The 22,696-nt window shown below is 71.9% G+C and carries 20 protein-coding genes; 7 read left to right on the top strand and 13 right to left on the bottom strand.

Going from position 1 to position 22,696, the window contains the following annotated elements; translation table 11 throughout:
- Window positions 1-2 precede the first annotated feature (2 nt).
- From BM085_RS24615 to ychF, 6 genes are all read right to left on the bottom strand, one after another.
- A complete protein-coding gene (locus BM085_RS24615) occupies window positions 3-2,441 on the bottom strand; it encodes a type IV secretion system protein (protein ID WP_093889291.1) in 2,439 nt (812 codons plus the stop codon).
- On the bottom strand, window positions 2,438-4,930 hold the full coding sequence (locus BM085_RS24610; RefSeq protein WP_093889290.1) for an ATP-binding protein: 2,493 nt from the start codon (window positions 4,928-4,930) through the stop codon (window positions 2,438-2,440). The genes BM085_RS24615 and BM085_RS24610 overlap by 4 nt, the downstream gene beginning before the upstream one ends.
- 117 nt (window positions 4,931-5,047) lie before the next feature.
- Window positions 5,048-7,603, bottom strand: a complete 2,556-nt coding sequence (locus BM085_RS24605) for a TcpE family conjugal transfer membrane protein (protein WP_093889289.1) — start codon at window positions 7,601-7,603, stop codon at window positions 5,048-5,050.
- A gap of 46 nt (window positions 7,604-7,649) precedes the next feature.
- Window positions 7,650-7,940 carry a hypothetical protein gene (locus BM085_RS24600; RefSeq protein ID WP_093889288.1) on the bottom strand — a complete coding sequence of 97 codons (291 nt, stop codon included), beginning with the start codon at window positions 7,938-7,940 and terminating at the stop codon, window positions 7,650-7,652.
- 136 nt (window positions 7,941-8,076) lie between these two features.
- Window positions 8,077-8,901, bottom strand: coding sequence for a conjugal transfer protein (locus BM085_RS24595; RefSeq protein ID WP_245789650.1), 825 nt, complete (start codon window positions 8,899-8,901; stop codon window positions 8,077-8,079).
- A 584-nt stretch (window positions 8,902-9,485) separates the two neighbouring features.
- Window positions 9,486-10,574 carry a redox-regulated ATPase YchF gene (ychF, locus tag BM085_RS24590; protein ID WP_086575263.1) on the bottom strand — a complete coding sequence of 363 codons (1,089 nt, stop codon included), beginning with the start codon at window positions 10,572-10,574 and terminating at the stop codon, window positions 9,486-9,488.
- Between the two features lie 309 nt (window positions 10,575-10,883).
- Here ychF and BM085_RS24585 point away from each other — a divergent pair, with 309 nt between their 5' ends.
- Entirely contained in the window at window positions 10,884-12,188 is a 1,305-nt protein-coding gene (locus tag BM085_RS24585; protein WP_093889287.1) for a DNA recombination protein RmuC, read from the top strand.
- A 134-nt stretch (window positions 12,189-12,322) separates the two neighbouring features.
- The gene (locus BM085_RS24580; RefSeq protein ID WP_093889286.1) at window positions 12,323-12,847 is read left to right on the top strand and encodes a DUF6542 domain-containing protein; all 525 of its coding nucleotides are present in this window, start codon (window positions 12,323-12,325) and stop codon (window positions 12,845-12,847) included.
- Window positions 12,848-12,928: 81 nt separating this feature from the next.
- Here BM085_RS24580 and BM085_RS24575 read toward each other — a convergent pair whose 3' ends face one another.
- Complete coding sequence (locus BM085_RS24575; RefSeq protein WP_093889285.1) at window positions 12,929-13,897, bottom strand: 4-hydroxy-3-methylbut-2-enyl diphosphate reductase; 969 nt, start codon at window positions 13,895-13,897, stop codon at window positions 12,929-12,931.
- A 108-nt stretch (window positions 13,898-14,005) separates the two neighbouring features.
- On the opposite strand from BM085_RS24575, the gene BM085_RS24570 reads away from it, so the two are divergent.
- On the top strand, window positions 14,006-15,106 hold the full coding sequence (locus tag BM085_RS24570; RefSeq protein ID WP_093889284.1) for a hypothetical protein: 1,101 nt from the start codon (window positions 14,006-14,008) through the stop codon (window positions 15,104-15,106).
- A 27-nt stretch (window positions 15,107-15,133) separates the two neighbouring features.
- On the top strand, window positions 15,134-16,342 hold the full coding sequence (xseA, locus tag BM085_RS24565) for an exodeoxyribonuclease VII large subunit (protein ID WP_093889283.1): 1,209 nt from the start codon (window positions 15,134-15,136) through the stop codon (window positions 16,340-16,342).
- Here xseA and BM085_RS24560 read toward each other — a convergent pair.
- Entirely contained in the window at window positions 16,320-16,796 is a 477-nt protein-coding gene (locus BM085_RS24560; RefSeq protein WP_093889282.1) for a GNAT family N-acetyltransferase, read from the bottom strand. The two genes, xseA and BM085_RS24560, sit on opposite strands and share 23 nt — an antisense overlap.
- A gap of 55 nt (window positions 16,797-16,851) precedes the next feature.
- Between BM085_RS24560 and BM085_RS24555 the strand changes: the two genes are divergently transcribed.
- Window positions 16,852-17,091, top strand: a complete 240-nt coding sequence (locus tag BM085_RS24555) for an exodeoxyribonuclease VII small subunit (protein ID WP_386450636.1) — start codon at window positions 16,852-16,854, stop codon at window positions 17,089-17,091.
- A gap of 123 nt (window positions 17,092-17,214) precedes the next feature.
- Here the strand turns inward: BM085_RS24555 and BM085_RS24550 are convergent, their stop codons facing one another.
- Together BM085_RS24550 and BM085_RS24545 are read right to left on the bottom strand one after the other, a co-directional pair.
- Window positions 17,215-17,766, bottom strand: a complete 552-nt coding sequence (locus tag BM085_RS24550; RefSeq protein ID WP_093889281.1) for a DUF4245 domain-containing protein — start codon at window positions 17,764-17,766, stop codon at window positions 17,215-17,217.
- A gap of 38 nt (window positions 17,767-17,804) precedes the next feature.
- On the bottom strand, window positions 17,805-18,410 hold the full coding sequence (locus tag BM085_RS24545; RefSeq protein ID WP_093889408.1) for a TetR/AcrR family transcriptional regulator: 606 nt from the start codon (window positions 18,408-18,410) through the stop codon (window positions 17,805-17,807).
- 84 nt (window positions 18,411-18,494) lie between these two features.
- On the opposite strand from BM085_RS24545, the gene glpX reads away from it, so the two are divergent.
- A complete protein-coding gene (glpX, locus tag BM085_RS24540; RefSeq protein ID WP_086575280.1) occupies window positions 18,495-19,529 on the top strand; it encodes a class II fructose-bisphosphatase in 1,035 nt (344 codons plus the stop codon).
- 30 nt (window positions 19,530-19,559) lie between these two features.
- Here glpX and BM085_RS24535 read toward each other — a convergent pair whose 3' ends face one another.
- Both BM085_RS24535 and BM085_RS24530 read right to left on the bottom strand, forming a co-directional pair.
- A complete protein-coding gene (locus BM085_RS24535) occupies window positions 19,560-20,162 on the bottom strand; it encodes a DUF1707 SHOCT-like domain-containing protein (protein WP_031173338.1) in 603 nt (200 codons plus the stop codon).
- A 19-nt stretch (window positions 20,163-20,181) separates the two neighbouring features.
- Window positions 20,182-20,793, bottom strand: coding sequence for a TetR/AcrR family transcriptional regulator (locus tag BM085_RS24530; protein ID WP_093889280.1), 612 nt, complete (start codon window positions 20,791-20,793; stop codon window positions 20,182-20,184).
- Window positions 20,794-20,930: 137 nt separating this feature from the next.
- Between BM085_RS24530 and BM085_RS24525 the strand changes: the two genes are divergently transcribed.
- On the top strand, window positions 20,931-22,067 hold the full coding sequence (locus tag BM085_RS24525) for an MFS transporter (RefSeq protein ID WP_245789648.1): 1,137 nt from the start codon (window positions 20,931-20,933) through the stop codon (window positions 22,065-22,067).
- A 141-nt stretch (window positions 22,068-22,208) separates the two neighbouring features.
- On the opposite strand, the gene iolB is transcribed toward BM085_RS24525, so the two are convergent.
- Window positions 22,209-22,696 (bottom strand): 5-deoxy-glucuronate isomerase (iolB, locus tag BM085_RS24520; protein WP_093889278.1); only part of this gene is annotated, 488 nt, incomplete at its 5' end.

Genomic DNA, 22,696 nt, shown 5'->3' with positions numbered 1-22,696 from the left:
CGTCAGTCCTTGTCGGGGTTGGACGCGCGGAGCCAGAAGGGCGCGGCCTCATCCGCCTGCCTGCCCCGGTCGGACCGGCTGGGCAGCCAGAGCGGGGGCGCCTCGGACGACCTGTCCGTGCGCCCGCCGCCGTTGTTCCTCGATCCGCCGGAGGAACCGCCGAACAGGCTGCCGCCCGACCCCGAGGAGCCACGGGAGCCCCCGAAGACGCCGCCGCCGGAGCCGGAGGAGCTCCGGGAACCACCGGAACCCGAGGAGCCGCGGGAACCGCCGCCCCCGCCGCGCGAGCCCGACCCCGACCCGGAACCGCTCCGCGACCCGGAGCCCGAGCCGCGCGAGCCGGAGTCCCAGCGCCGGGAACCGCCGCCGGAGCCGAAGATGCTCCCACCCGACCGGCCGCCCCCCGACGGGGACGCCCCTCCTCCACCGGAGGAGGGGGCGGAGGATCTGCCACCGGACGAGGGCGCCGGAGACGACCCGCCCGCCGGACCCGATCCGCCCTGCGGGGCCCAGCCGCCGGAGCGGCCGCTGAACCAGCCGCCCGCGCCGCCGCGGCCGGCGCCGCCCGAACGGGTCGGGGAGGCGCTGCCCGCCGTACCGCCTCCGGAGAGGTTGAGCGGCGGCGCCGCGCCGGCGCGGGCGGCGGTGACCGGCCGGCCGGTGCCCTTGCGCCGGCCGGCTGCCTGGGCGTCGGTGTCGAGCGGCGTGGGCTGCGCGCCGACCGGGACCCGGGCGCCCGAGGGGGTGTGCCCGCCGGGGGCGCCCTCCTCCCCGCGGACCTTGCCCTGGGCGACCGCGGCGGCCGTCGTCGCGACGGAGGCGCCGCCGGCGAGCGCGGCGGCCTGCAACACGGGCTCCGCCTTGCGCATGCCCCAGCGGCCCATCCGGGCCGCCGCGACCGGCGGCAGCACGCCCGCCGCGCGCTGCAGGGTCGGCGCGGTGGCCGCGTCGCCCAGCACGCGGGTGGCGATCGTGTGCCCGTCCATGGAGGCGAACAGGTGCTGGAACGGCCGCCGGTAGAAGAAGACCGCGATCGTCAGCAGGGCCATGAACATGACCTGCATGCCCCACGGCATCGCCGTGGAGATGATCAGGGCGTAGCCGTACACCAGGACGCCCAGGACCAGCGTCAGCACCGCCTGTCTGAGCAGGGTGCCGACCAGCATCTCCACCCAGCGCATCGCGATGATCCGGCCGGACCCCGGGTGCACGCCGATCAGCAGGAAGACCGGCGCGAGGATCAGCAACAGCAGGAAGCCGACCTTGAGCACCAGCAGCGAGACGGCCACCAGGAAGATCAGCAGCCCCGCGACCATCGCGGCCATCAGCGCGCCGATCGCGATGCCCATCCGGTTTGTCCAATCCTTTCCCTGGAAGAGGAAGAAGATCGGCGTGTTCTCCAGCTTGTCGGCGATCTCGGCCTCATATTGTGCCTGGTGGGCGTTGGTGTTCGGGGTCTGCGTGGCCCGTTGCTCGGCCTCGTCGAGTGCCTGGATGCTCAGCAGATTGGAGGCGTACGCCTTCACCGCGGGTGCCGCGGGGTCGGCGGTGCCGAACTCGCCCATCAGCCACGGCTTGCAGACCAGGGTGGACCAGAGCGCCTCGGCGTTCTGTTCGACCCCCGGGACGCCGGTCTGACCGTAACCGCCGGACTTGATCTCGGGATTGGTGTCACCCTTGGCTGGAATGCAGGAGGTCCCGCCCGCGCCGGGCAGCCCGGAGAAGGCGGAGTTGACGACCTCGCTGGTCTTGTCGGTGACCAGCTTGCCCATGCCGGTGAAGTCGCCGGGGCGGCTGAAGAACCAGACCGCGACGGTGACCGCGAGGACCATCCAGATGACGCCCTCGGCCGTCGTGGTCGCCCGCTTGCGGATCAGGCCGTACCAGGCCAGCCAGATGGCGCCGAGGATCACGATCGGCCGCAGGAACGGCCAGTACATCGCGTTGGAAAGGCTGATCACGATGTCGTCGACGACATCCTTGATCGACTCCAGCGGACCCTCGGTGGCCGCCGCCTGATAGGTGGTGATGGTCAGCCGGTCCAGCGCCTTGGCCCACGAGAAGATCGTGTTGGCCATCGTGTTGCCCATCACGGCCGCGACGTCGTCGCAGCCGAGCTGGTGGGTGTGCCAGAACTGGCCGCTCATGCCGTAGGTGGCGTAGTTGCCCTGCGTGGCCGGGGCCGCGGCGGGAGCCGCCGCGCCCGGCGTGGGCGCGGCCGGGGACGGTGGCTTGAGCAGGCCGTCCACGCCCGAACCGACGACCTCGGGAGCCAGGTCCGGCGAGAGGTCGCAGGGAGCGGCGGCGACGGCGGTGGGTGTGCCCGCCGGCGCCAGCAGTGGGAGTGCGAGGAAGGCGGTCAGCGCCACCAGCGCGATGGCGATCCGCTTGCCCAGTCGTCCCTTGCGGGAACCCTTCAGCCCCTTGCGGGAGACCTTCATGACCGTACCTCCAGCGCCGCGGCCCCCGGCCTACTGACTCTGTCGCCCCCAGAAAGATCATGCACGTTCTCGCCTGGTTTGTCGTGGGTCGGATTCGTATCGAGCCAGCGCACCAGCTCGTCGGAGATGAGGTCCACCCCGATACGGCCCGCCCGACCGTCCAGATCCCGGAAGACGCACTCGCCGTTGCCCAGCGAGCGCAGTATCGCCTTGTGCTCCTCCGAGGGCTCCACCCCGAGCAGCGCCATCACGTGCTCCACCTCGACCCGCTCGGTGGAGCGGAAGGCGAACACCGACGACAGGCAGTTCGTCACCTGCTCGTTCAGCAGGTCGCCGGCGTTCTGCGAGACCAGCACGAGGGCCGTGTTGCGCGAGCGGCCCATCCGGCTGACCTCGGGCACCAGCTTGGCGCCCTCGGGCGTGGAGGTGATCGCCCAGGCCTCGTCCAGGAAGATCGCCTTGGGGGTCCGCCGGTCCAGGCCGTTCATCAGCCCCCGGGCGAACTGGGCGACCAGGTAGAGCAGGGCCACCGACAGCCGCTGCTCGTAGGAGTAGTCGTCGCGGCCGGTGGAGGCGTCCGGGAGGGTCAGGCCGCCGAGGGTGAAGACCGTGGTCCACCCCTCGGTGTCGATCTGGTCGCCGCCGGAGGGGTCGAAGCAGAGCCGGGCGAGATGCATCTCCGACATCGAGCGGAGCACGGCGCCCAGGTTCTTGGAGGCGGCGTCCTCGGTCTGCTCCAGGAAGTCGACGACCTTGCCCAGCGAGGGGTCCTCGCCGTTGGAGACCGCCGCGACCGCCTGGATCATCGCCGACTCGCGCTCCTCCGACATGCGCGGCAGCAGCAGCCGGAGCGTCTCGCTGGCCATCGTCTTCTTGGCCGCGATGTCGTCGCCGAACGAGAACGGGTCGAGCAGCCCCGGGGCAGCCGAGCCGAGCGGGATGACCCTCGCCTTCCTGCCCCGCCTCTGCAGCAGCTGGACCAGGGAGTCGGCGTCGCCCTTGGGGTCGATGACCGCGACCGTCACGCCGCGCAGCGCCATCTGGTAGATCATCAGCAGTGCCAGCGTGGTCTTGCCGCCGCCGGGTTCACCGGTGATCGCGATGGCCGTCGGCCGGTTGCGCGTGGCCGCCACCAGCGGGTCGAAGTGGACGATGCTCCGGGCCCGGCCCAGGGTCTCCCCGACGTACGGTCCCATCCAGCCGGCGTTGCCCTCGTCCGTCCGGTCGCCCAGGTCCACCGTGGCGGTCGCCATGCCGCCCGCGATGGTGCGCAGCGGCTGCCGCTGGGCGTAGGCGTTGACCCGGACCCGCTCGCCCGGCAGCGCCTCGCAGAACAGCGAGAACTGGTCACCGGTGGAGTTGACGATGTCGATGCCCATGTCACGGTAGTGCTCCACGACCGCCTCGACCCGCTGCACGCAGATCTCCTCGGTCGGGGCGGAGACGATCAGCCGGTGCCAGCCGTACACGAACGGCAGTCGCTCCTTGGTGATGCCGTGTTCCAGCATCCGGGCCGCGTCGATCTGCTCGGCCAGCGCCAGCGGCGCCTCGGCGCCCGCCTCCCGGATGTGGATGTCCATGTCACGGGCGTGGGCGAGCTTGCGCGCCACGTCCTTGCTGGCCTTGACCGGCGAGATCAGCCGCATCCTCGAACTGATCTCCACCGGGAAGGGGAGCTGGTCGGCGAAGTGCATCCACGGCTCGCCGTCGGGGAAGGGCATCAGATCCGGGAACCGGGCGAAGGACAGGTACGCGACGTAGGAGTCGCCCTGGGGCTGCTCGATCCGGAGCAGCGACCTGCCGTTGTGGATCTGCCCCTCGACGAGGGACTCGATCTCGCCCTGTCCCCACCGCCGCTTGGGGCTGGCCGAGGGCGGCGGGTCGCCGAGGGAGCCCGTCGCGGCGTGCTGGAAGAGCCAGGCGATCTCGGTGGAGGTGGCGTGCCGGGCGTACAGAGCGCTCGCGGACAGGGCCCGGCCCAGCCGCTCCGCCTGCTCGGACCACTTGGCGATCTCCGTCTTGGGGACGTGGTCGTCCTCGATGCCCAGAACCTTCTCGCTGCGCTGGTAGAAGCCGAAGAGCTGGGACAGGACGCCGGTGCCGAGCTGCCTGCCGCGCAGGCCGAGCCGTACGCCGAGGTAGACCTCCTTGCTCCAGAAGTCCTTGGCCCAGACGTGCCGGTACATCTCCTCCAGGTAGTCGCGCCAGCCGGGGCCCTCGTCGGAGGTGGCGTTCAGCGCCATCGCCCACTCGGCCGCGGGATAGGTGCGGTGCGCCACCCGCAGGTGCACCTCGGCGTCCGGCATCCGGATCGCCGCCAGCGCGATCGTGATGTTGGTGGCCAGCGCCTCCCGCTCCTCGGGGGTGATGAACTCGTAGCTCACGGTCGGCAGCCGGAAGTAGGCCCAGACCGCCGAGTCGGTCAGCAGGATCCGGTCGTCGAAGTATCGGACGGCGAGCCGGTTGCGTGCCCGCGAGGCGCGGCTCACACGACCTCCCTCGCCGGCTGTGCGGCCGGGTCCCCGTGGCCGGCGGCTCGCCCGCCGCGCCCGCTCACGCGCCCACCTCGTTACGCCCGTTCACCACGTCTCCTCGCGCCCGGGGGATCACTGGGCCAATTCCTCCTCGCTGGGTCGAACCGTCTGCGCCGCTCCGAAGCCCGCCACCACGACGCCGGCCAGCGCGAGATACGCCCGGCGGCCCGGCGCCCGTAGATGGGACGGCTCCACCCGCTCCGACCGGCCGGGGGCCAGCTCGTCCTCCCAGGGCACCCGCACGATCGCCCGGCACCGGCCCCGCGCGACCGCCTCGGCCTGTTCCACGTCGCCCATGCTCCGGCGGCTCACGCCGTTGACGACCATGATCGCGCGACGTCGGAGGTCCGCGCAGCCGTGTCCGTCGAGCCACTCGTAGGTCATGGCCACCGCGTCCGGCCCGTCCTCGCTGGCCGGGACGACCAGGACGAGCTGGTCGGCGTAGGGAAGCACCCGGGCGGCCAGCGCCGCCGCCGGGTCCATGACGATCAGCTTGTAGTGGCGGTCCAGCATGTTCATGGTCTGGCTGAGCCGCCGGTCGGAGAAGAGCGTGCGGTCGGCGAGCCGCTGCTCGGCACCGGAGTCGCTGTCACCGGCGATGACCTCGAGGCCGGAGGCGCAGCGGCTGGTGTAGGCGCGCATGCCCAGGTAGCCGTGGATGTTGTCGAGACCGGCCAGCAGGGAGCTCAGCGTCTCGGGCGATTCGCCCTGGATACGGCTGGACAGGGGGTGGATGCCGATGTTGGCGTCGACCGCGAGCACCCGGTCCTCGCGATACCGGGCGAGAGTGTGACCGAGCATGAGCGCCGTCGTGGTCTGCCCGGCGCCGCCGGTGCAGCCCAGCACCACCACCCGGCGGCTGCCGCCGAACACCGTCCTGGCCCGTGCCTCGTCGATCTCCGCCCCGTCCATCCGGCCCGCGCCCGGCCCGATGACCACCTGGGCCAGCCGCCGCCAGCCCCCCGAGGAATCCCGGCCGACGACCGACTCCACCCGGCGCACCCGGGCCTCGCCCTGACCGGGCCTGGGCACCGGCACCGCGGGCATCACCGGGTCGGCCTTGGCCTCGGTCCTCGCGGGGACCGCCCGGATCGAGACGCCCGCCGGCGTCCCCCCGGGCCGCTCCTGCGGCCACGTCCTCTGCGTCTCGGCGAACTGCTCCGCCGGCGCCGGCTGCCCCTTGCGGTGCCGGGCCCACAGGCCCTCGGCCGCCTCGTCCGCCTGCACCTCCGGCTCGGCGGCACGCCGCCGGGACGGAGCGGGCCCGACGAACCGGGGATCGGCGGGCATCTGTTCGGCGGGCGGCTGTTCGGCGGAGTCGCCGGATCCGGCGGCGGCAGCGGACCGCTCGACGGCAGCGGGACGCTGCGGAAGCGGCACCACCGGCCCGGAGGCGGCAGCGGGCCGCTCGACGGCCCCGGGACCGCGCTCGACGGCCGCGGGACGCTGCGGAAGCGGCACCACCGACCCGGGGACGGCCTCAGGCCGCCCGGCCGACTCACGAGGCCCGGCAACGGGCACAGAGGGCTCACCGGCCACGAGACGATCGGCGGACGCCGCGGATTCGGCGGACGCCGCACGCTCGGCGGGTTCAGCGGTCGCCTCGGGTTCAGCGGTCACCTCGGGCTGAGCCGGAGGCGAAGACGCCGCGCCCGCCGGGGCCCTGCCCTGGTCGGCCTGGACCGCAACGGCACGCTCGGCCTCGGCCGAGGCGGCGAGCCTGCGCAGCCGCCGCAACGCCTCGGTGCCGATCGGAGCGGCCGGGGCCTGCTCGGCCGGGGCGGCCGGGGCCTGCTGGGGCGGGGCGGCCGGGCCGGCGGGGGCCTGCCCGGCGGCAGGGGCCGGAGAAGTCGTAGGGGTCGAAGCGGCCGGCGCGGGGTCGGCCTGCGCCTTGACCAGCGCGGCGGAGGCCGCGGGAGGCGGGGCGAGGGAGACCCCCTCGACCGGCACCGCGGCAGCGGAGGTCGCGCGTATCGCGGAGGCCGGGGGCGCGTGCGTCTCGGAAGCGGAGGTCGCGCGCGCGGCGGATGTGACGGCTCCGGGCTCCTCGGCGGACACCGCCTGCCCGAGGGCCGGGGCGGTGCCCCGGCGAGGTGCCACGGCCGTACCCCAGGCGGTGCGTTCGCGGGCGACCGGAGCGGCTGCCGCGGCCGCCGCGGCGGCGGCCACCGCGGGGCGGACCTCGCGGGCGGCGGCGCGCTTCGACTGGGCGTGCCGGGCCCTGCGGGAGGCCTTGACCCGGACCGGCGCCTCCCGCTGGGGCGCGGCCTGCCAGACCCGGCCGGTCAGGCTGATCTCCGAAGGCTCGGAGGCGGGGGCCATCCGGCACCAGGTGCGCGGCTCACCCACGTAGCGGGCCTGTGACTGGAGCAGCTCGGTGAGCCTCTTGCTCTCGATCACCGGCCGGGTGGAGAGCCAGGTGACGATCCCCGGCGGCACCAGGTACACCACATGCCAGGGCGCGTCGAAAGGCAGACCTAGCAGGTAGAGCAGCAGTGACCAGGGCACCACCACACCCACGAACACACCGATCCAGACAATCGGAAGCGGCATCGGCAGCCGTAGGTCGTACAGCTTGTAGAGCCGCTTCTCAATCCGCCAGATATTGGTATACGTGGGCAGGTCCACACGCTCCTCCTTTCCGCCTCTCGTTCTTTGACCGCTACGCGCGGTCTCAACCCCCCGTGATGCCCAGTGCGCCCGCGATCGCCTTGGCCGTCACCTCGATGATGTTGGGCACGTAGAAGATCACTCCGATGGCCACGGCGAGGATGATGAACTGCACGAACCTGGTGATCTCACGGGTGAAGAGGAAGAAGAGCGCGACGACGGAGACGACGACGAGGAAGAGCGGGGCGAAGAATTTGCGGAGGAAGTCGGCCAGGCCCTCGGTGTTGACACCCGCCGGAGGAGAGGTCGGCTGAGCGAGCTCTATCGCGCTCAGCAGGATGGTCTTCAGGATCACTTCTCGTCCTCCGTGCTCATGATCGTGCTTGCCGGGCGGCCACGTGCCCGCGACACGCATGTCCGGATCCGTCCACCGCCGACTCGCTGATCAGGGGGGGTCTGTTCACTGCGGCCCGGCACCATTCGATCATGTGTTACCCCACAGACCGTTTCGCGCCTCGGATGTCCTTGACGAACCACTTGTCGCCCTGTTTGACCACGGTGAGCAGGTAGGCCTGCTCCAGCTTCCCGCTCATGTCCCCGGGATCGGAGGGGGTGGGCTCGGCGGAGGGCGACGCGCCTGAGGGCACGCCCCACACGACCGTGGCGGTGACGTCGCGGGTGGCGCCGCCGACGAGGGGGACGTCGAGGTTCTTGAGCTCCACGAAGGTGAACGCGCCGCCGAACCCCTCCAGGGTGACCCCGGCGGCGGCGTAGCGCTGCAGGGAGGCGTTGTCGCTCGCGGCGTAGGCCTTGAAGAAATCGGCCAGCGGGGTGCGGAGCTCGGTCTCCGCGGCCTCGTCACTCTCCCCGGCGGGCACCTGGGGCAGATTCGCCGGCGTCGGCGCGGGGAGGATCCCCGGCCGGCCGGAGACCACGAACCTGTCGGTCTCGCCGTCGTGGAACACGGGCACGGACAGGAGCTGGCGGCGGCTGCCCGACTGGAACGCCAGGGTCACGACGGCGTTCTCCCTGTCGACGATCTCCGTGCCGTACGGCTGCACCGCGCCGGCGGCCATCCGGCCGAGCCCGTCCCAGCCGAACTGCGGCGGGGCGCCGTCGGGCAGGTAGGGCGCGAGCCGCGCGGCCCTTTCCTGGGAACGGACGGCCTCGAAATTCAGATAGACGGCGGCGAACTGGCTGGCGAAAGAGGTCGCCCGGCTGACCGGGAATTCGCTGTCCGCCGAAACGGGGGCGGACCCGCCTGCGGTGTTCTGCCGGGTGAAACGCTCAAAAGGTGCACGGACCCCGTTCACCACGATGACCACTATTAACGCCCAGAGCACCGCCCTGCCGGTCCATATCAGCCAGCGTCCGCCTCCGCCGGACCATCGGCTCCGGACCGGCGCACCCCGCCCGCGCGCCGGAGCGCCGGTGAGATCGGGGTCGTAGGACGCCTCCGGGTACGCCGACGGCTCAGGGTCGCCAGCGATCCGAGGATCACGCTGGACCGTTGCCCTTCGAGCCATCTTGCCTCCGCTCGCGCCCATCCCCCGGTTGGCGCGGTGTCGTATTACTCCCGACCCCGTTAACCATGGTCAAGCACTTACTCTAACCGCCTCGCCGATTGTTCCAGGAAAGCCACGCCTATGCTGCAGGCATCCTCGCGACTGAGCAAACCCGGTCTGGAACCTGCCAGAACCCGTTACCTGCCCACATCGCCAAGAAAACGTGTTATGCCTGGTCAACAGGTAACCCGATTACCCAAACGCCACGCATTGCTGTCCAAACGGCAGGGAGAGTATCGCGACCTGCGCATTCATCTGGAATACGTCACGCAGCGTCACCACATGCGAGAACGGGCCCGGTCCGAGGACCGGGCCCGTTCGCTCGCGGTGAGACGTCAGACGTTGAAGCGGAACTCCACGACGTCGCCGTCGCGCATCACGTAGTCCTTGCCCTCGATCCGGGCCTTGCCCGCCTGGCGGGCGGCGGCGATGGAGCCCGCCTCCACCAGCTCGTCGAAGGAGACGATCTCCGCCTTGATGAAACCCCGCTGGAAGTCGGTGTGGATGACCCCGGCCGCCTCGGGAGCCGTGGCGTTCTTACGGATCGTCCAGGCCCGGGTCTCCTTGGGGCCGGCGGTCAGGTAGGTCTGCAGGCCGAGGGTCTCGAACCCGACCCGGGCGAGCTGCGACAGGCCGGACTCCTCCTGGCCGACGGACTGCAGCAGCTCCAGCGCCTCGTCGTCGGGGAGCTCGACGAGCTCGGACTCGATCTTGGCGTCCAGGAAGACGGCCTCGGCGGGCGCGACGATCGCCGCCAGCCGGGCCCGCAGGTCCTCGTCCGTCAGCTCGTCGGCGTCGAGGTTGAACGCGTAGAGGAACGGCTTGGCGGTCAGCAGGTGCAGCTCGCGCAGGTCGGCCACATCGATCCCGGCCCCCTTGGCCCCGGCGTACAGGGTGGTGCCGCCGTCGAGGAGCTTGACCGCGGCCTCGGCCGCCTCCAGCGTGGCCTTGCGGTCCTTGTTGGTCCTGGACTCCTTCTGGAGGCGGGGGATCGCCTTCTCCAGGGTCTGCAGATCGGCGAGGATCAGCTCGGTGTTGATCGTCTCGATGTCGCGCTCGGGGGCGACGCCACCGTCCACGTGGGTCACGTCGGGGTCGTTGAAGACCCGGATGACCTGGCAGATGGCGTCGGTCTCGCGGATGTTGGCGAGGAACTGGTTACCCCGCCCCTGCCCCTCCGAGGCGCCGCGGACCAGTCCGGCGATGTCGACGAACTCGACCTTCGCGGGCAGGATCTTCGCGGAACCGAAGATCTCGGCCAGCTTCTCCAGACGCGGGTCGGGAACGCCGACGATGCCCACGTTGGGCTCGATGGTGGCGAACGGATAGTTCGCCGCCAGGGCGTTGGCGGTCTTCGTCAGCGCGTTGAAAAGCGTTGACTTGCCGACGTTGGGCAATCCGACGATGCCGATGCTCAAGCTCACGTCAGCCGAGTTTACGGCGAATCACCCAGTGCTACCCGCCGTAGACAGGTCACAGGCCGGTGGACATCGCGCTCACAGCCCTCGGACAGCGGTCCGGACCCGCCGGACAGCGCCCTCCGCGCCCCGGTCCGGGCGGCCTTCTCCGTCCGGGCGCGGGCAGCGCGCGGCCGACGGATCCCACCCTCCGCGCCCGTACGAGAACGTCGAGTGAGGGGGCGGGACGGTGCGAAAGGGACGCGAGGGCCGGGACCGAAGGCGTGTCGGGAAGCCAGGAGCCGCCGGGCCTGCGATCATTCCGGGGTGGATGTCATGGCACTCGCTTTCCAGCTCGCCGTGGGACTCGCCGCGGGCCTCGCGATCGGATTCCTGCTGGGCCGGGCGCGTGCCTCCTCGGGGGCGGCGGATGCCGGGGCCCGTCTGGCCGAGGCCGAAGCCCGGGCCAAAGTCGCCGAGGAGAAGGTCGCCTACGTCGAGGGACAGCTCGCCGAGCGGTTCCAGGCCCTGTCCGCCCGCGCGCTCGACGTCAACAACCTGCGGTTCCTGGAGCTGGCCGAGACCCGGCTGGCCTCCAGCCGGGCCGAGGCCGCCGGGGAGCTGGAGCAGCGCAAGCAGGCCGTCGAGCACCTGATCGAGCCGTTGAAGGACACCCTGGCCCGCGTCGAGACGCAGCTGCGCGACACCCAGTCGGGCCAGCGGGCCGCCCACGCCGAGCTGGCCAAGCACATCGACGTCGTCCGCGAGAGCAACGACCAGCTCCGCGTCCAGACGACCGCGCTGGTGCGCGCCCTGCAGCGCCCGGAGGCCAGAGGCCGGTGGGGGGAGCTCCAGCTCCGCAGGGTCGCCGAGATCGCCGGGATGCAGCGCTACTGCGACTTCGACGAGCAGGCGAGCGTCACCACCCCCGACGGCGTGCTCCGGCCCGACATGGTCGTACGGCTGGCCGGCGGCAAGAACATCGTGGTCGACTCCAAGGTCTCCCTGGCCGCCTATCTGGAGGCCGCCGAGTCCGGCGATCCCGACCACCAGTCGGCCCGGCTCGACTCCCACGCCCGGCACGTGCGCGAGCACGTGGACCGGCTCGCCTCCAAGGCCTACTGGCAGGCGTTCAGCCCGGCGCCGGAGTTCATGGTGCTGTTCATCCCGGGTGAGGCCTTCCTCGCCCCGGCCCTGGAGCGCGACCCCGCCCTGCTGGAGTACGCCATGCGGCGGCGGATCCACATCGCCACGCCCACCACGTTGATCACCATGCTCCGCACCGCGCAGTACGCCTGGCAGCAGGCCGCGCTCAGCGAGAACGCGCGGGCGGTCTTCGAGCTGGGCAAGGAACTCTACGAACGGCTGGGCACCATGGGACGGAACATGGAGGCGATGGGCCGGTCACTGGGCAGGGCGGTGGAGTCCTACAACCGGACGGTCGGCTCCCTGGAGACACGGGTGCTGGTGAGCGCGCGCAAGCTGAACGACCTGGGGCTGGTCGACGCCGAACTGGACGCGCCCGCGACGGTCGAGGACCTGCCGCGCACGCTGACCTCGCCCGAACTGCTGGGGGAAGAGGAGCCAAGCTCGCCTCTCATCTCCCGCCTGAACGGTAAGTTGACGAACGACCTGCCCTAGAAGCTGTTCCCTGAAGACGCCGCCGGCCGGACACTGGAGGCGGAGCGGAGAGGGCTGGCGATGAGGGGCCGAGGTCGAGGGGGACGACTGGTGGACGAGCGACGCGACGGGCAGGCGCTTGGCGGGGTGATCATATGAGTGAGCAGAAGCGGAGCACCGGCATCCGGCTGACCGCCCGGGGCGCGGTGGCGTCCGTGCTGGTGTTCACGCTGCTGGGCAGTCTTCTGCAGGCTCTGCTCGGGCTGCCGGCGCTGGTCGGCCTGATGTTCGTGGCCGGCTGCGGGGCCGCGGTGGCGCTGGTGAACCGGCGGGACCTGCTCTCGCTGGTGGTGTCCCCGCCGCTGGTCTTCTTTGCGGCCACACTGATCGCCGAGGCCGTCCGGGCGCTGGGCGCGACCTCGCCGGTCCAGGCCCTCGGCCTGGGCATGCTGACCAAGCTGTCGGCCGGCGCGCCGTGGCTGTTCGGCGGCTCGCTGCTGGTCCTGCTCGTCGCCTGGCGCCGCGGCCTGGCCCAGTGCGTCCGCGACCTGCGCGAGGAGCTGCGGGCCGCCGGCCCCGACATCCCCCGCCCGAGAAGTGGTGACAGCGTCGGCTACGCCCCCGAGCCCGAGGGCTACTTCGAGCCCAAGGTGTACGGCACGCCCCGCGAGGGCCAGTAGGGGCCGGCCGGTAGCGACCCGGCCGGCGGCGGGGCGTCACCGTACGGCGGCGGCCGGCGCCGCCGTACGGCCAGGGTCGGGTCAGACGGTGGCGCGCAGGTCCTTGCGGAGCTCGTGCGGGAGGGCGAAACGGACGTTCTCCTCGACCGACTCGACCTCTTCGACATCGTCGAAGCCGTGCGCGGCGAGGCGGGCCAGCACCTCGGAGACGAGCTCGTCGGGGACCGAGGCGCCGCTCGTCACGCCGACCGTGGTGACCCCGTCGAGCCACTCGTCCTTGATGAGCGAGGCGTCGTCGACCAGGTAGGAGGCGTCGGCCCCGTGGTCGACGGCGACCTCGACCAGTCGCTTGGAGTTGGAGGAGTTCTCCGAGCCGACGACGATGACGAGCTGGGCCTGGGCGGCGATCTCCTTCACCGCGACCTGGCGGTTCTGGGTGGCGTAGCAGATGTCGTCGCTCGGCGGATCGATGAGGTTCGGGAAGCGCTCCTTGAGCCGGGTGACCGTCTCGACCGTCTCGTCCACCGACAGTGTGGTCTGCGACAGCCACACCAGCCGGCTGGGGTCCTTCACCTGGACGGCGGCGACCGAGTCGAGGCCGTCGACGAGCTGGATGTGGTCGGGCGCCTCGCCCGCGGTGCCCTCGACCTCCTCGTGGCCCTCGTGGCCGATGAGCAGGATGTCGTAGTCCTGGGAGGCGAAGCGCTTGGCCTCGTTGTGCACCTTGGTCACCAGCGGGCAGGTGGCGTCGATCGTCCTGAGGCCGCGCTGGGCTGCCTCCTGGTGGACTGCCGGGGAGACTCCGTGGGCGGAGAAGACCACGATGGCGCCTTCGGGGACCTCCTCGGTCTCCTCGACGAAGATCGCTCCACGCGCCTCAAGGGTCCTGACCACATGGGTGTTGTGGACGATCTGCTTGCGGACGTAGATCGGCGCGCCGTACTGCTCCAGGGCCTTCTCCACGGCTTGGACCGCTCGATCGACCCCCGCGCAGTAGCCACGGGGCCTAGCCACAAGTACGCGTCGGGTCGCGGGGGTCTTTGAAGTCATGTTCTTATGCTACGTGGAGTGTCCGCTGGGCCGCCCACGCGTCCTATGACCTCATACGGCACAGTCTTGCGAGACTAGACGCCTAAACAGACCTCCCAGGGAGACGACATGGCAGTCCCCGACATCGTCCGCAATGTCACCAGAAATGTCCGCGAGGCGCTTTCCAGCCGCGAGGGGTTCAAAGAGAAGGCGAAGGATCTGCCGCTCTACGTGCTGCAGTCCGCGCTGAGCGGGGTCGGTCAGGCCCTGCTGCTCGGTGACCGCATGCGGACCACGATCAAGCGCATCGCCGGGCAGGACGCCGACACCGAGGAGACCCACCCGAAGACCGCCGACGAGCTCGCCAAGGACGAGAAGGCGGAGGAGAAGGTCGCCGAGAAGCCGGCCCGGCGCGAGCCGGTCATCTTCGCCCCGCGCCCGGAGAGCGCCTCCCCCAAGGAGGACAGGTCCGAGGCCAACGGCGCCAAGCCCCGCCCCGAGCCGGTCATCTTCACCCCCGCCAAGCCGAAGGCCGCCACCGGCCCCGCGCCCGCCGCGCCCGAGGCCAAGCCGACCGGGAGCGAGCCCGCCAAGACCGCCGAGACCGAGGTCGCTGAGACCAAGCCCGCCGAGGCAACCGAGACCGAGGTCGCTGAGACCAAGCCCGCCGAGACCACCAAGCCGGAGACCAGGCCGACCGAGACCAAGCTCCCCGAGACCAAGCCCGCCGCAGCCGAGACGGCCGAGGCCAAGGCCGCCGAGACCACCAAGCCGGAGACCAAGCCCGCCGCCGAGGCAACCGAGACCAAGCCCGCCGAGGCCACCAAGCCGACCGGGAGCGAGCCGGCCAAGGCCGCGAGGACCACCAAGGCCGCCAAGGCCGCCGAGGCCGAGGCCGCTGAGACCGGGATTCCCGCGCCCGCGGCGGTGGGGATCGAGGTCACCGAGGTCAAGACCGCCAAGCCCCAGGCGGCTGACGCCGCGCTGGTCGAGGTCACCGAGACCAAGGTCGCCACTCCGGTGGCCGAGCCGGTCGAGGCGGTCACCGTACCCGCCGAGCCGATGCCCGGCTACGGACAGCTGACGGTCGCGTCCCTGCGTGCCCGGATGCGCGGCAAGACGGCCGAGCAGATCCGGGAGTTCCTCGCCTACGAGCGGGCCACCACCGTCCGCGCGGAGGTCGTGCGGATGTACGAGAACCGGCTGGCCAAGCTGGAAGCGGCGGAATAGCGGCAGCCGGCGCGTAGGCTCCCGGCCATGAGTTCCAAGACCACACCGGAACAGCCGCTCCCCGTCCGCACGGTGCTGCAGATGGTCGGCGGCTGGATCGGCAAGCTCGGCACCGTCTGGGTGGAGGGGCAGATCACCGAGCTGACCGCTCGCGGCGGCACGGTGTTCCTGACGTTGCGTGATCCCGTGGCCAACGTGTCCGCCCGGGTCACCTGCCCCCGTGGCGTCTACGAGGCGACCGTCCCCCGGCCGGTGGACGGCGCCCGGGTCGTCATGCATCTGAAGCCGGACTTCTGGGTCAACAAGGGCTCATTCGCGTTCACCGCGCTGGAGATGCGGCCGGTCGGCGTCGGCGAGCTGCTGGCCCGGCTGGAACGGCTGCGCCAGGTGCTCGCCGCCGAGGGGCTCTTCGGAGTCGACCGCAAGCGGCGGCTGCCGTTCCTGCCCGGCACGATCGGGCTGATCTGCGGCCGTGACTCGGCCGCCGAGCGCGACGTGCTGGAGAACTCGCGGCGGCGCTGGCCCGCGGTGCGGTTCAAGGTCGAGCCGGTGGCCGTGCAGGGGCCGTACGCGGTCACCGAGGTCGGCGAGGCTCTGCGGAAGTTCGACGCGGACGGCGAGGTCGACGTCATCGTGATCGCGCGGGGCGGCGGGTCGATGGAGGACCTGCTGCCCTTCTCCGACGAGGCGCTGGTCCGGGCGGTGGCCGCGTGCCGGACCCCGGTGGTCAGCGCGATCGGCCACGAGCAGGACAATCCGCTGCTCGACCTGGTCGCCGACGTACGGGCCTCCACCCCCACGGACGCCGCCAAGAAGATCGTGCCGGACGTCGGCGAGCAGCTCACGCTCATCCGCCAGCTCCGTGATCGGGGCCGGCGGGTGGCGGGCGGGTGGCTGGAGCGTGAGACGGCCTGGCTGGCCGCGGTCCGCTCCCGCCCCTCGCTGGCAGACCCGGTCCGTGAGATCGAGCGCAGGGCCGAGCAGGCCGAGCAGCTCAGGGACCGGGCGAGGCGCTCGCTGACCGGCTCCCTGGACCGCGCCCAGGACTCCCTGGAGCACCTGCGGGCCCGCCTGGTGTCCCTGTCCCCCGCCGCCACCCTGGAGCGCGGTTACGCGATCGTGCAGCGCCCCACGGGCGACGTCGTACGGCGGGCGGCCGACGTCGCCCCCGGCGACGAGCTGACGATCCGGTTCCCCGACGACCGGGTGACGGTCAGGAGGGATCCCGCCAGGTGAGCGAGGGGTAGTGGTGGCCGTCGTCGACGAAGCCGAACTCGCGGTAGAGCGGCTCGCCGTCCGACGTGGCGTGCAGGTCCACGCGCTGGATCCTGCTGCCGCGATACCACTCCATGAGCCTGGACATGATCGCGCGGCTGTGTCCCCGGCGCCGGTGGCCGGGGTCGGTGGTCATGCCCTGGATGTAGCCGTAGCGGCCGTCGGGGAGGCTGGGGCCGGGGAAGCGCTCGAAGATGAGGCCCATCCCGCAGGCGACCAGCCCCCCGCTGGGGGCGTCCACCACGTAGACGGCCGTGTCGTCGCTGCCCAGCCGCTCCGTGAGGCTGTCGGCGTAGGCCCGCCGCCAGTCGCCGTCGACCGGGTAGCTGCCGTCCTGGGCCATCCGGTCGGCCAGGATCTCACGCAGGCGGAGCAGCTCGGGGATGTCGTCGTGGATCGCGGCGCGGACACTCATCCAGGTAGTTTCCCAGGTCCGTGGTCCGGAGCGTTCCCCGGTGGCGCCCTCTAGGGTGGTGGATGTGGCCGATGAGAAGACACCGTCGTATGAGCAGGCACGCGAGGAGCTGACCGAGGTGGTCCGCCGTCTGGAGGCGGGCGGTCTCACGCTGGAGCAGTCGATCGAGCTGTGGGAGCGCGGCGAGAGGCTGGCGGCGCTGTGCGAGGAGTGGCTCCAGGGCGCCCGGGTGAAGCTCGCCGCCGCCATGGCGCAGCGCCGGCAGCCCGACCCCGCCGGGGACGCGCCCTTCTGACCGGCCGGACCGCGGCCGGCGGGCCGCTCTCGCCCGCCGATCCCGCCGATCCGCCGGGCCGTGTCAGGAGGCGACTCCCGCTTGACGGGCCGCAGGAGCGTCTGGAGGGCGGCCGTCTTCCGGCTAAGAGGCGGCTTTCACCTGCTGCTTGAGGGATCCGGCCAGGGCGGACAGCTCCTCCCACGGGGCGGTGCCGGTGACGACGACCGTGACGTCGGGCAGGAGCCGGACGAGGGAGCGCTGGTCCTTGTCCTTGCGGAGGCGTTGCTCCCAGGTCTCGCCGTTGATCTGGACGCTGCCGGTGACCTCGCTGGTGTTGGCCATCCGGTTGGCGAACTCGGCCGCCGGTTTCTCGTCGCTCTGGACGAGCATCGCGTGGGAGCGCGTAGCGGCTTCGGGGCGCTTGGCGGTGGCGAAGCCGAGCTTCCAGGTCACCGCGCCCTTCTCCTTGGTCATCCGTGAGCTCGTCGGGACCCAGCCGGCGGGCGCCGGCTCCGGCGACCACACCTCGTAGGGCGCGTCCCGGCGCATGTTGGCCACGTCGATCGAGAAGTCGACCTTGGGGAGGTGCTCGGTCCTGCTCTGCGGCGTGACCAGCAGGAAGACGCCGACGCCGGCGAGGCAGACCAGCATCGCGACCGCGTAGCCGTAGAAACCCTGAGTGAACCGTTCCACGACTGTCGAGACTAGCCGCTCGGGGGCGCGGTCCGGCCTCAGGGGCGTCTGATCTGGCCGATGATGTCCAGCACGCCCTCGGCGAGGACGCGGGAGGCGTCTTCGTCCTCGGACAGGGCGACCTCGGAGACGGCGGCGGCGAGCGCGCCGGTGAGGACCACGACCAGCGCGCCCTCGTCGCCCTCGAACAGGGCGGCGTTGCGCTTGGCCCACTGACGGAGCCGGTCGCGCATGATGACCTCGAACCCGGGCGGCCCGTCGCCGCGCAGGAAGAGCGCGGCGAGCTCGCGCTCGGCCAGGCAGCCCTCCAGGTAGGCGCGTGCGCCGGCGATGAACAGCCGCATCGGGTCGGTCTCGCCCTCGGCGCGGGCCTCCTGGACCGCCTGCTTGGTCCGCTGGGTCTGCCGGGTCTGGAAGTCCTCGAAGAGCGTCAGGTAGAGGTCGGCCTTGCCGGAGAAGTGGTGGTAGAGGCTGCCGACGCTCGCCCCGGCGCGGGAGACCACCTCGGTGACACCGGCCTCCGCGAAGCCGCTTGTGACGAAGATCTCCCTGGCCGCTGTGAGAAGTGCGACGCGCGTGGCGGCACCACGCTCGGAGGTCCGTGCAGTCACGCCTGTCACCAGCCGTTCCGTGTCGCTACTCATGGTGTGCACACATTATCCCGCGCCATCCGGCAAGAAGGGTGCAACTACGATCGTTGCAGTAATCCACGAGAGGGGCTCCTCGCCATGTCCGATCAGACGTCCGTACCTGCCGCGCTCGCCACGGGCGCACACGCACCTGATCGCAACCTCGCCCTCGAACTGGTCAGGGTCACCGAGGCGGCGGCGATGGCCGCGGCCCGCTGGGTCGGGCGCGGCGACAAGAACGGCGCCGACGGCGCCGCGGTGAACGCGATGCGCCAGCTGATCAACACGGTCTCGATGAACGGCGTGGTGGTGATCGGCGAGGGTGAGAAGGACAACGCGCCGATGCTCTACAACGGCGAGCATGTCGGGGACGGCAGCGGCGCCGAGTGCGACGTGGCCGTGGACCCGATCGACGGCACCCGGCTCACCGCGCTCGGCATGCCCAACGGGATCTCGGTCATCGCGGTCAGCGAGCGCGGCTCGATGTACGACCCGTCGGCCGTCTTCTACATGGACAAGCTGGTCACCGGTCCCGAGGCCGCCGGTTCGGTGGACATCAACGCTCCGGTGGCCGACAACATCTCCGCGGTGGCGCGCGCCAAGGGGGGCGAGCCCTCGGACGTGACCGTGGTCATCCTCGACCGGCCCCGGCACGAGAAGATCATCAGGGAGATCCGCGAGGCCGGCGCGCGGATCAAGCTCATCACCGACGGCGACGTGGCCGGAGCGATCATGGCCGCCCGCGCGGGCACCGGCGTCGACCTGATGCTCGGCATCGGCGGCACGCCCGAGGGCATCATCGCCGCCTGCGCGCTCAAGTGCCTGGGCGGCGTCATCCAGGGCAGGCTCTGGCCGCAGGACGACGCCGAGCGCCGCCGGGCGCTGGACGCCGGCCTCGACCTGGACGCCACGCTGAGCACCGACGACCTGGTCCGCTCCGACGACGTGTTCTTCGCGGCCAGCGGGATCACCGACGGCGAGCTGATGCAGGGCGTCCGCTACCGCGGCGGCCACGCCGTCACCAGCTCCCTGGTCATGCGGGGCCGTTCCGGCACGATCCGCAAGATCGAGAGCGAGCACCAGCTCTGGAAGCTGCGCGCCTACAGCGCGATCAACTTCGACAACGCGAGCTGAGCCGTCCGGCGCCGCCCGTGGTGCCGCGGTTCAGCGGCGGAACCACGGCCGGCGGGGACGCTTGGGCGACTTGGCGACGATGCTGCCCAGGGTGACGAGCCCGGTGATCTCGATGAGCGGGCCGTCGGGCGAGGGCGGGACCTGGTTCTTCTTGCCTCCCATGATGGCGGAGGCGGGCATCTCGATCCGGACGCCCTCCGGGACGATCAGCGTGAGGGTCGCGGCCATCACCGTGACCTGAAGGGTCACGTGGCCGGACTGGAGCAGCGCTTCGCGCAGGTCGAGCGTGACGTTGGCGCAGATCGCGGTGGCGGAGAAGCGGGTGGGCACCACCCAGCGGCCCGAGCGCTCCTGCGAGCCGAAGAAGGCCATCACCGGGCCGTCGTCGGTCCGCAGCGGCTGGGCCTCCGGCGGGAGCAGGTCGGCGGTCAGCGCGGCGAGCTCGCCCAGCGTGCGGGCCCGGTAGAGCGCCTGGAGCCGTTCCTCGTGCTCGCCGTGGTCCAGACGGCCGTCGGCGAGCGCGTCGCTCAGCACGGTGGCCACCCGGTCCCGGTCGGCGTCTCCGGCACGCAGTTCGCCGGGGCGCGGGGGGCGCGCGGAGTTGCGGGTCGACGGGGGCGGGAAACTGTCCACCCTTCGACGATAATCGCTCTCAGGGCCGTAGCAGCATGACGAGGTCGTCGACATAGCCGCGGAAGACGGCCGCCATGTCGACCCGGTCGGGGTCCAGGAGCCACTGGTTCTGCAGGCCGTCCATCATGGCGATCAGCCGGTCGGCGTGGGCCTCGGGGTCGATGCCCGCGCGGAACTCGCCGGACTCCACCGCTCTGCCCAGCGCCCGGGTCACCTCGCCGCGGAGCCGCCGGTAGCGGCGGCGGGCCCAGTCGTGGCCGGGGTGGCCGGCGGTGACCGCCTCACCGGCGATCACTGTGAAGAGCTGGACGAGCCCTGGGACGCGCGAGTTGTACTCGACCACGTCGGCCAGGACGCCGAGCGCGGCGGCCCCGGTGCGCACGCCGCCGAGGTCGTAGCGGCGCAGGTCGAGCTCGTCGCGGTGGTCGAGGACCGCGATCAGCAGGCGTTCCTTGCTCCCGAAGTGGTGGAGCAGCCCGGCCTGGGAGAGCTCGGCCCGCTCGGCGACGCGGGCGAGGGAGGCTCCCCGGTAGCCGTTCTCGGCGAACTCCTGCAGCGCGACGGCCAGGATGCGCTCCCTCCGCGCCTCCCCGGCCGGATAACCCCTGCGCCGGTCAGCTCCCGCCCTCACACGAGCACCCTAACGCGCGGACCCGGGTGACCGGCCATTGACCGGCGGAGACGGCGCCCCTACCCTGACGAGAACTTGAACCCCCCTCATGTTCTCCGGAGGTCGTAGTGCCGACCCCACGCGACAGACAAGCACGAGTGGCGACCTGGGCCGCCTTCTTCGTCCAGGGTCTCTGTTTCGCCACCCTGCTCACCCATGTGATCGACCTGCAGCACAGGTTCGGGCTGAGCGACGGCGACCTCACCCTCGTCCTGCTGCTCGTGCCGGTGATCGCCGGCGTCGGGAGCGTCGTGGCCGCCCCCCTGGCCGCGAGGTACGGCAGCGGCCCGGTCCTGCGGATCTCCCAGCTGGGCGTCTGCGCCGTCGTGGCCCTGTCCGGATGGAACAGCGGGCTCGCCGGGCTGTACGCGCTCAGCGCCGTGTTCGGCCTGTTCGTCGGGGCGGTGGACGCGGCGATGAACATGCAGGCCGTCGCGGTCGAGCGCCGCTACGGCATGAGCGTGCTGACCGGTTTCCACGCCGTGTGGAGCGTCGGCTCGATGCTGGGCGCCGGGTTCAACTCCGCCTTCACCGCGCTCGGGACGGACCTGGGCTGGTCGTTCTCCATCCCGGTGGCCATCGGTGCCGCGATCTCAGCGATCATGCTTCCCCGGCTCTACGACCGGGAGGGGGAGCGGGCGACGGCGCGGGACGCGCGGCCGGCGGCCAGGGTGCCGTGGCGGCCGATCATCCCGCTCTGCCTGGCGATGGCGTTCCTCTACGTCGGCGACGCGGCGGTCTCCAACTACGGCACCGTCTACATGGAGAGCGCGCTGTCGGCGAGCGGCTGGCTGGTGCCCTTCGCCTACCTCGTCTACCAGGCGGCCATGCTCCTCGCCCGGGTTCCCGGGGACTTCGCCGTGCGCAGGTACGGCCCGGCCCCGGTCGTCCGCGTGGGCGCGGTGATCGCGGTCGTGGGCACGCTCGGCGTCGTCGCCGCCCCCGGCGTCCTGGTGGCCGTCCTGTCGTTCGGCCTGGTCGGCATCGGCCTGTCGATCATCGCGCCGCAGTCGTTCTCGGCGGCCGGCCGTCTCGGCGCCGGGGCCGAGACGGCGATCGCGCGCGTCAACATGTTCAACTACGTCGGCTTCCTCGTCGGCGCGGCCGTGGTCGGCACCGTCAACGACACCGTGGACGCGCGGATGGCGTTCGTGCCCGCCGCCGTCGTGGTGGCCCTGATCGTGCCGCTGGCCAGGGGCTTCCAGCCGGATCCGGAACTCACCGCGCAGAGGTAGGGGGCGCCGGGTCCGCCCGCCGGGGAGACGGGCCCGCCGCGCCTGCGGCACGCCGGCCGGCCGGGGCGCCGCGTCGGGCGTGCCGAGCACCGGCCGGACACCTCCGGCGCGGAGAGCCGGGGCTTCGGTCCCGGGAGGAGGTCAACGCCACGCCTTCGTCATGGGGAGCCGGGGGTCGACCGCCTGCTCCGCCCAGGAGGAGCGGACCCAGGCGTGCCGGGGGTCGTCGCAGAAGGCCATGGACCGCTGGGGGGCGGGCCCGGCCAGCACGTTGAGGTAGTACAGGTCGTAGCCGGGGGCCGCCATCGACGGGCCGTGGTAGCCGTGCGGGACCAGCACCACGTCTCCGCCCGACACCTCGGCCAGCGTGTCGTGGGTGCCGTAGACCCGCTGGTAGCCGGGGCCGCCCTCGAAGTAGTAGATCTCCTCCAGTACGGCTTCGCGCTCGGAGGCGGTGTCGTGCTTGTGCGGCGGGTAGGACGACCAGTTGCCGCCGGGGGTGAGCACCTCGACCGCGACGAGCTTGTCGCAGTCGAAGGCGTCCGGGGCGCAGAAGTTGTTGACCTGGCGGCTGGCCTGGCCGGCGCCGCGCACCTCGACCGGGACCTCGCGCGCCGGGCCGTACCGGA

Source organism: Streptosporangium canum (assembly GCF_900113865.1).
Taxonomy (GTDB): domain Bacteria; phylum Actinomycetota; class Actinomycetes; order Streptosporangiales; family Streptosporangiaceae; genus Streptosporangium; species Streptosporangium canum.
This window is presented reverse-complemented; position numbering and strand designations above follow the sequence as displayed.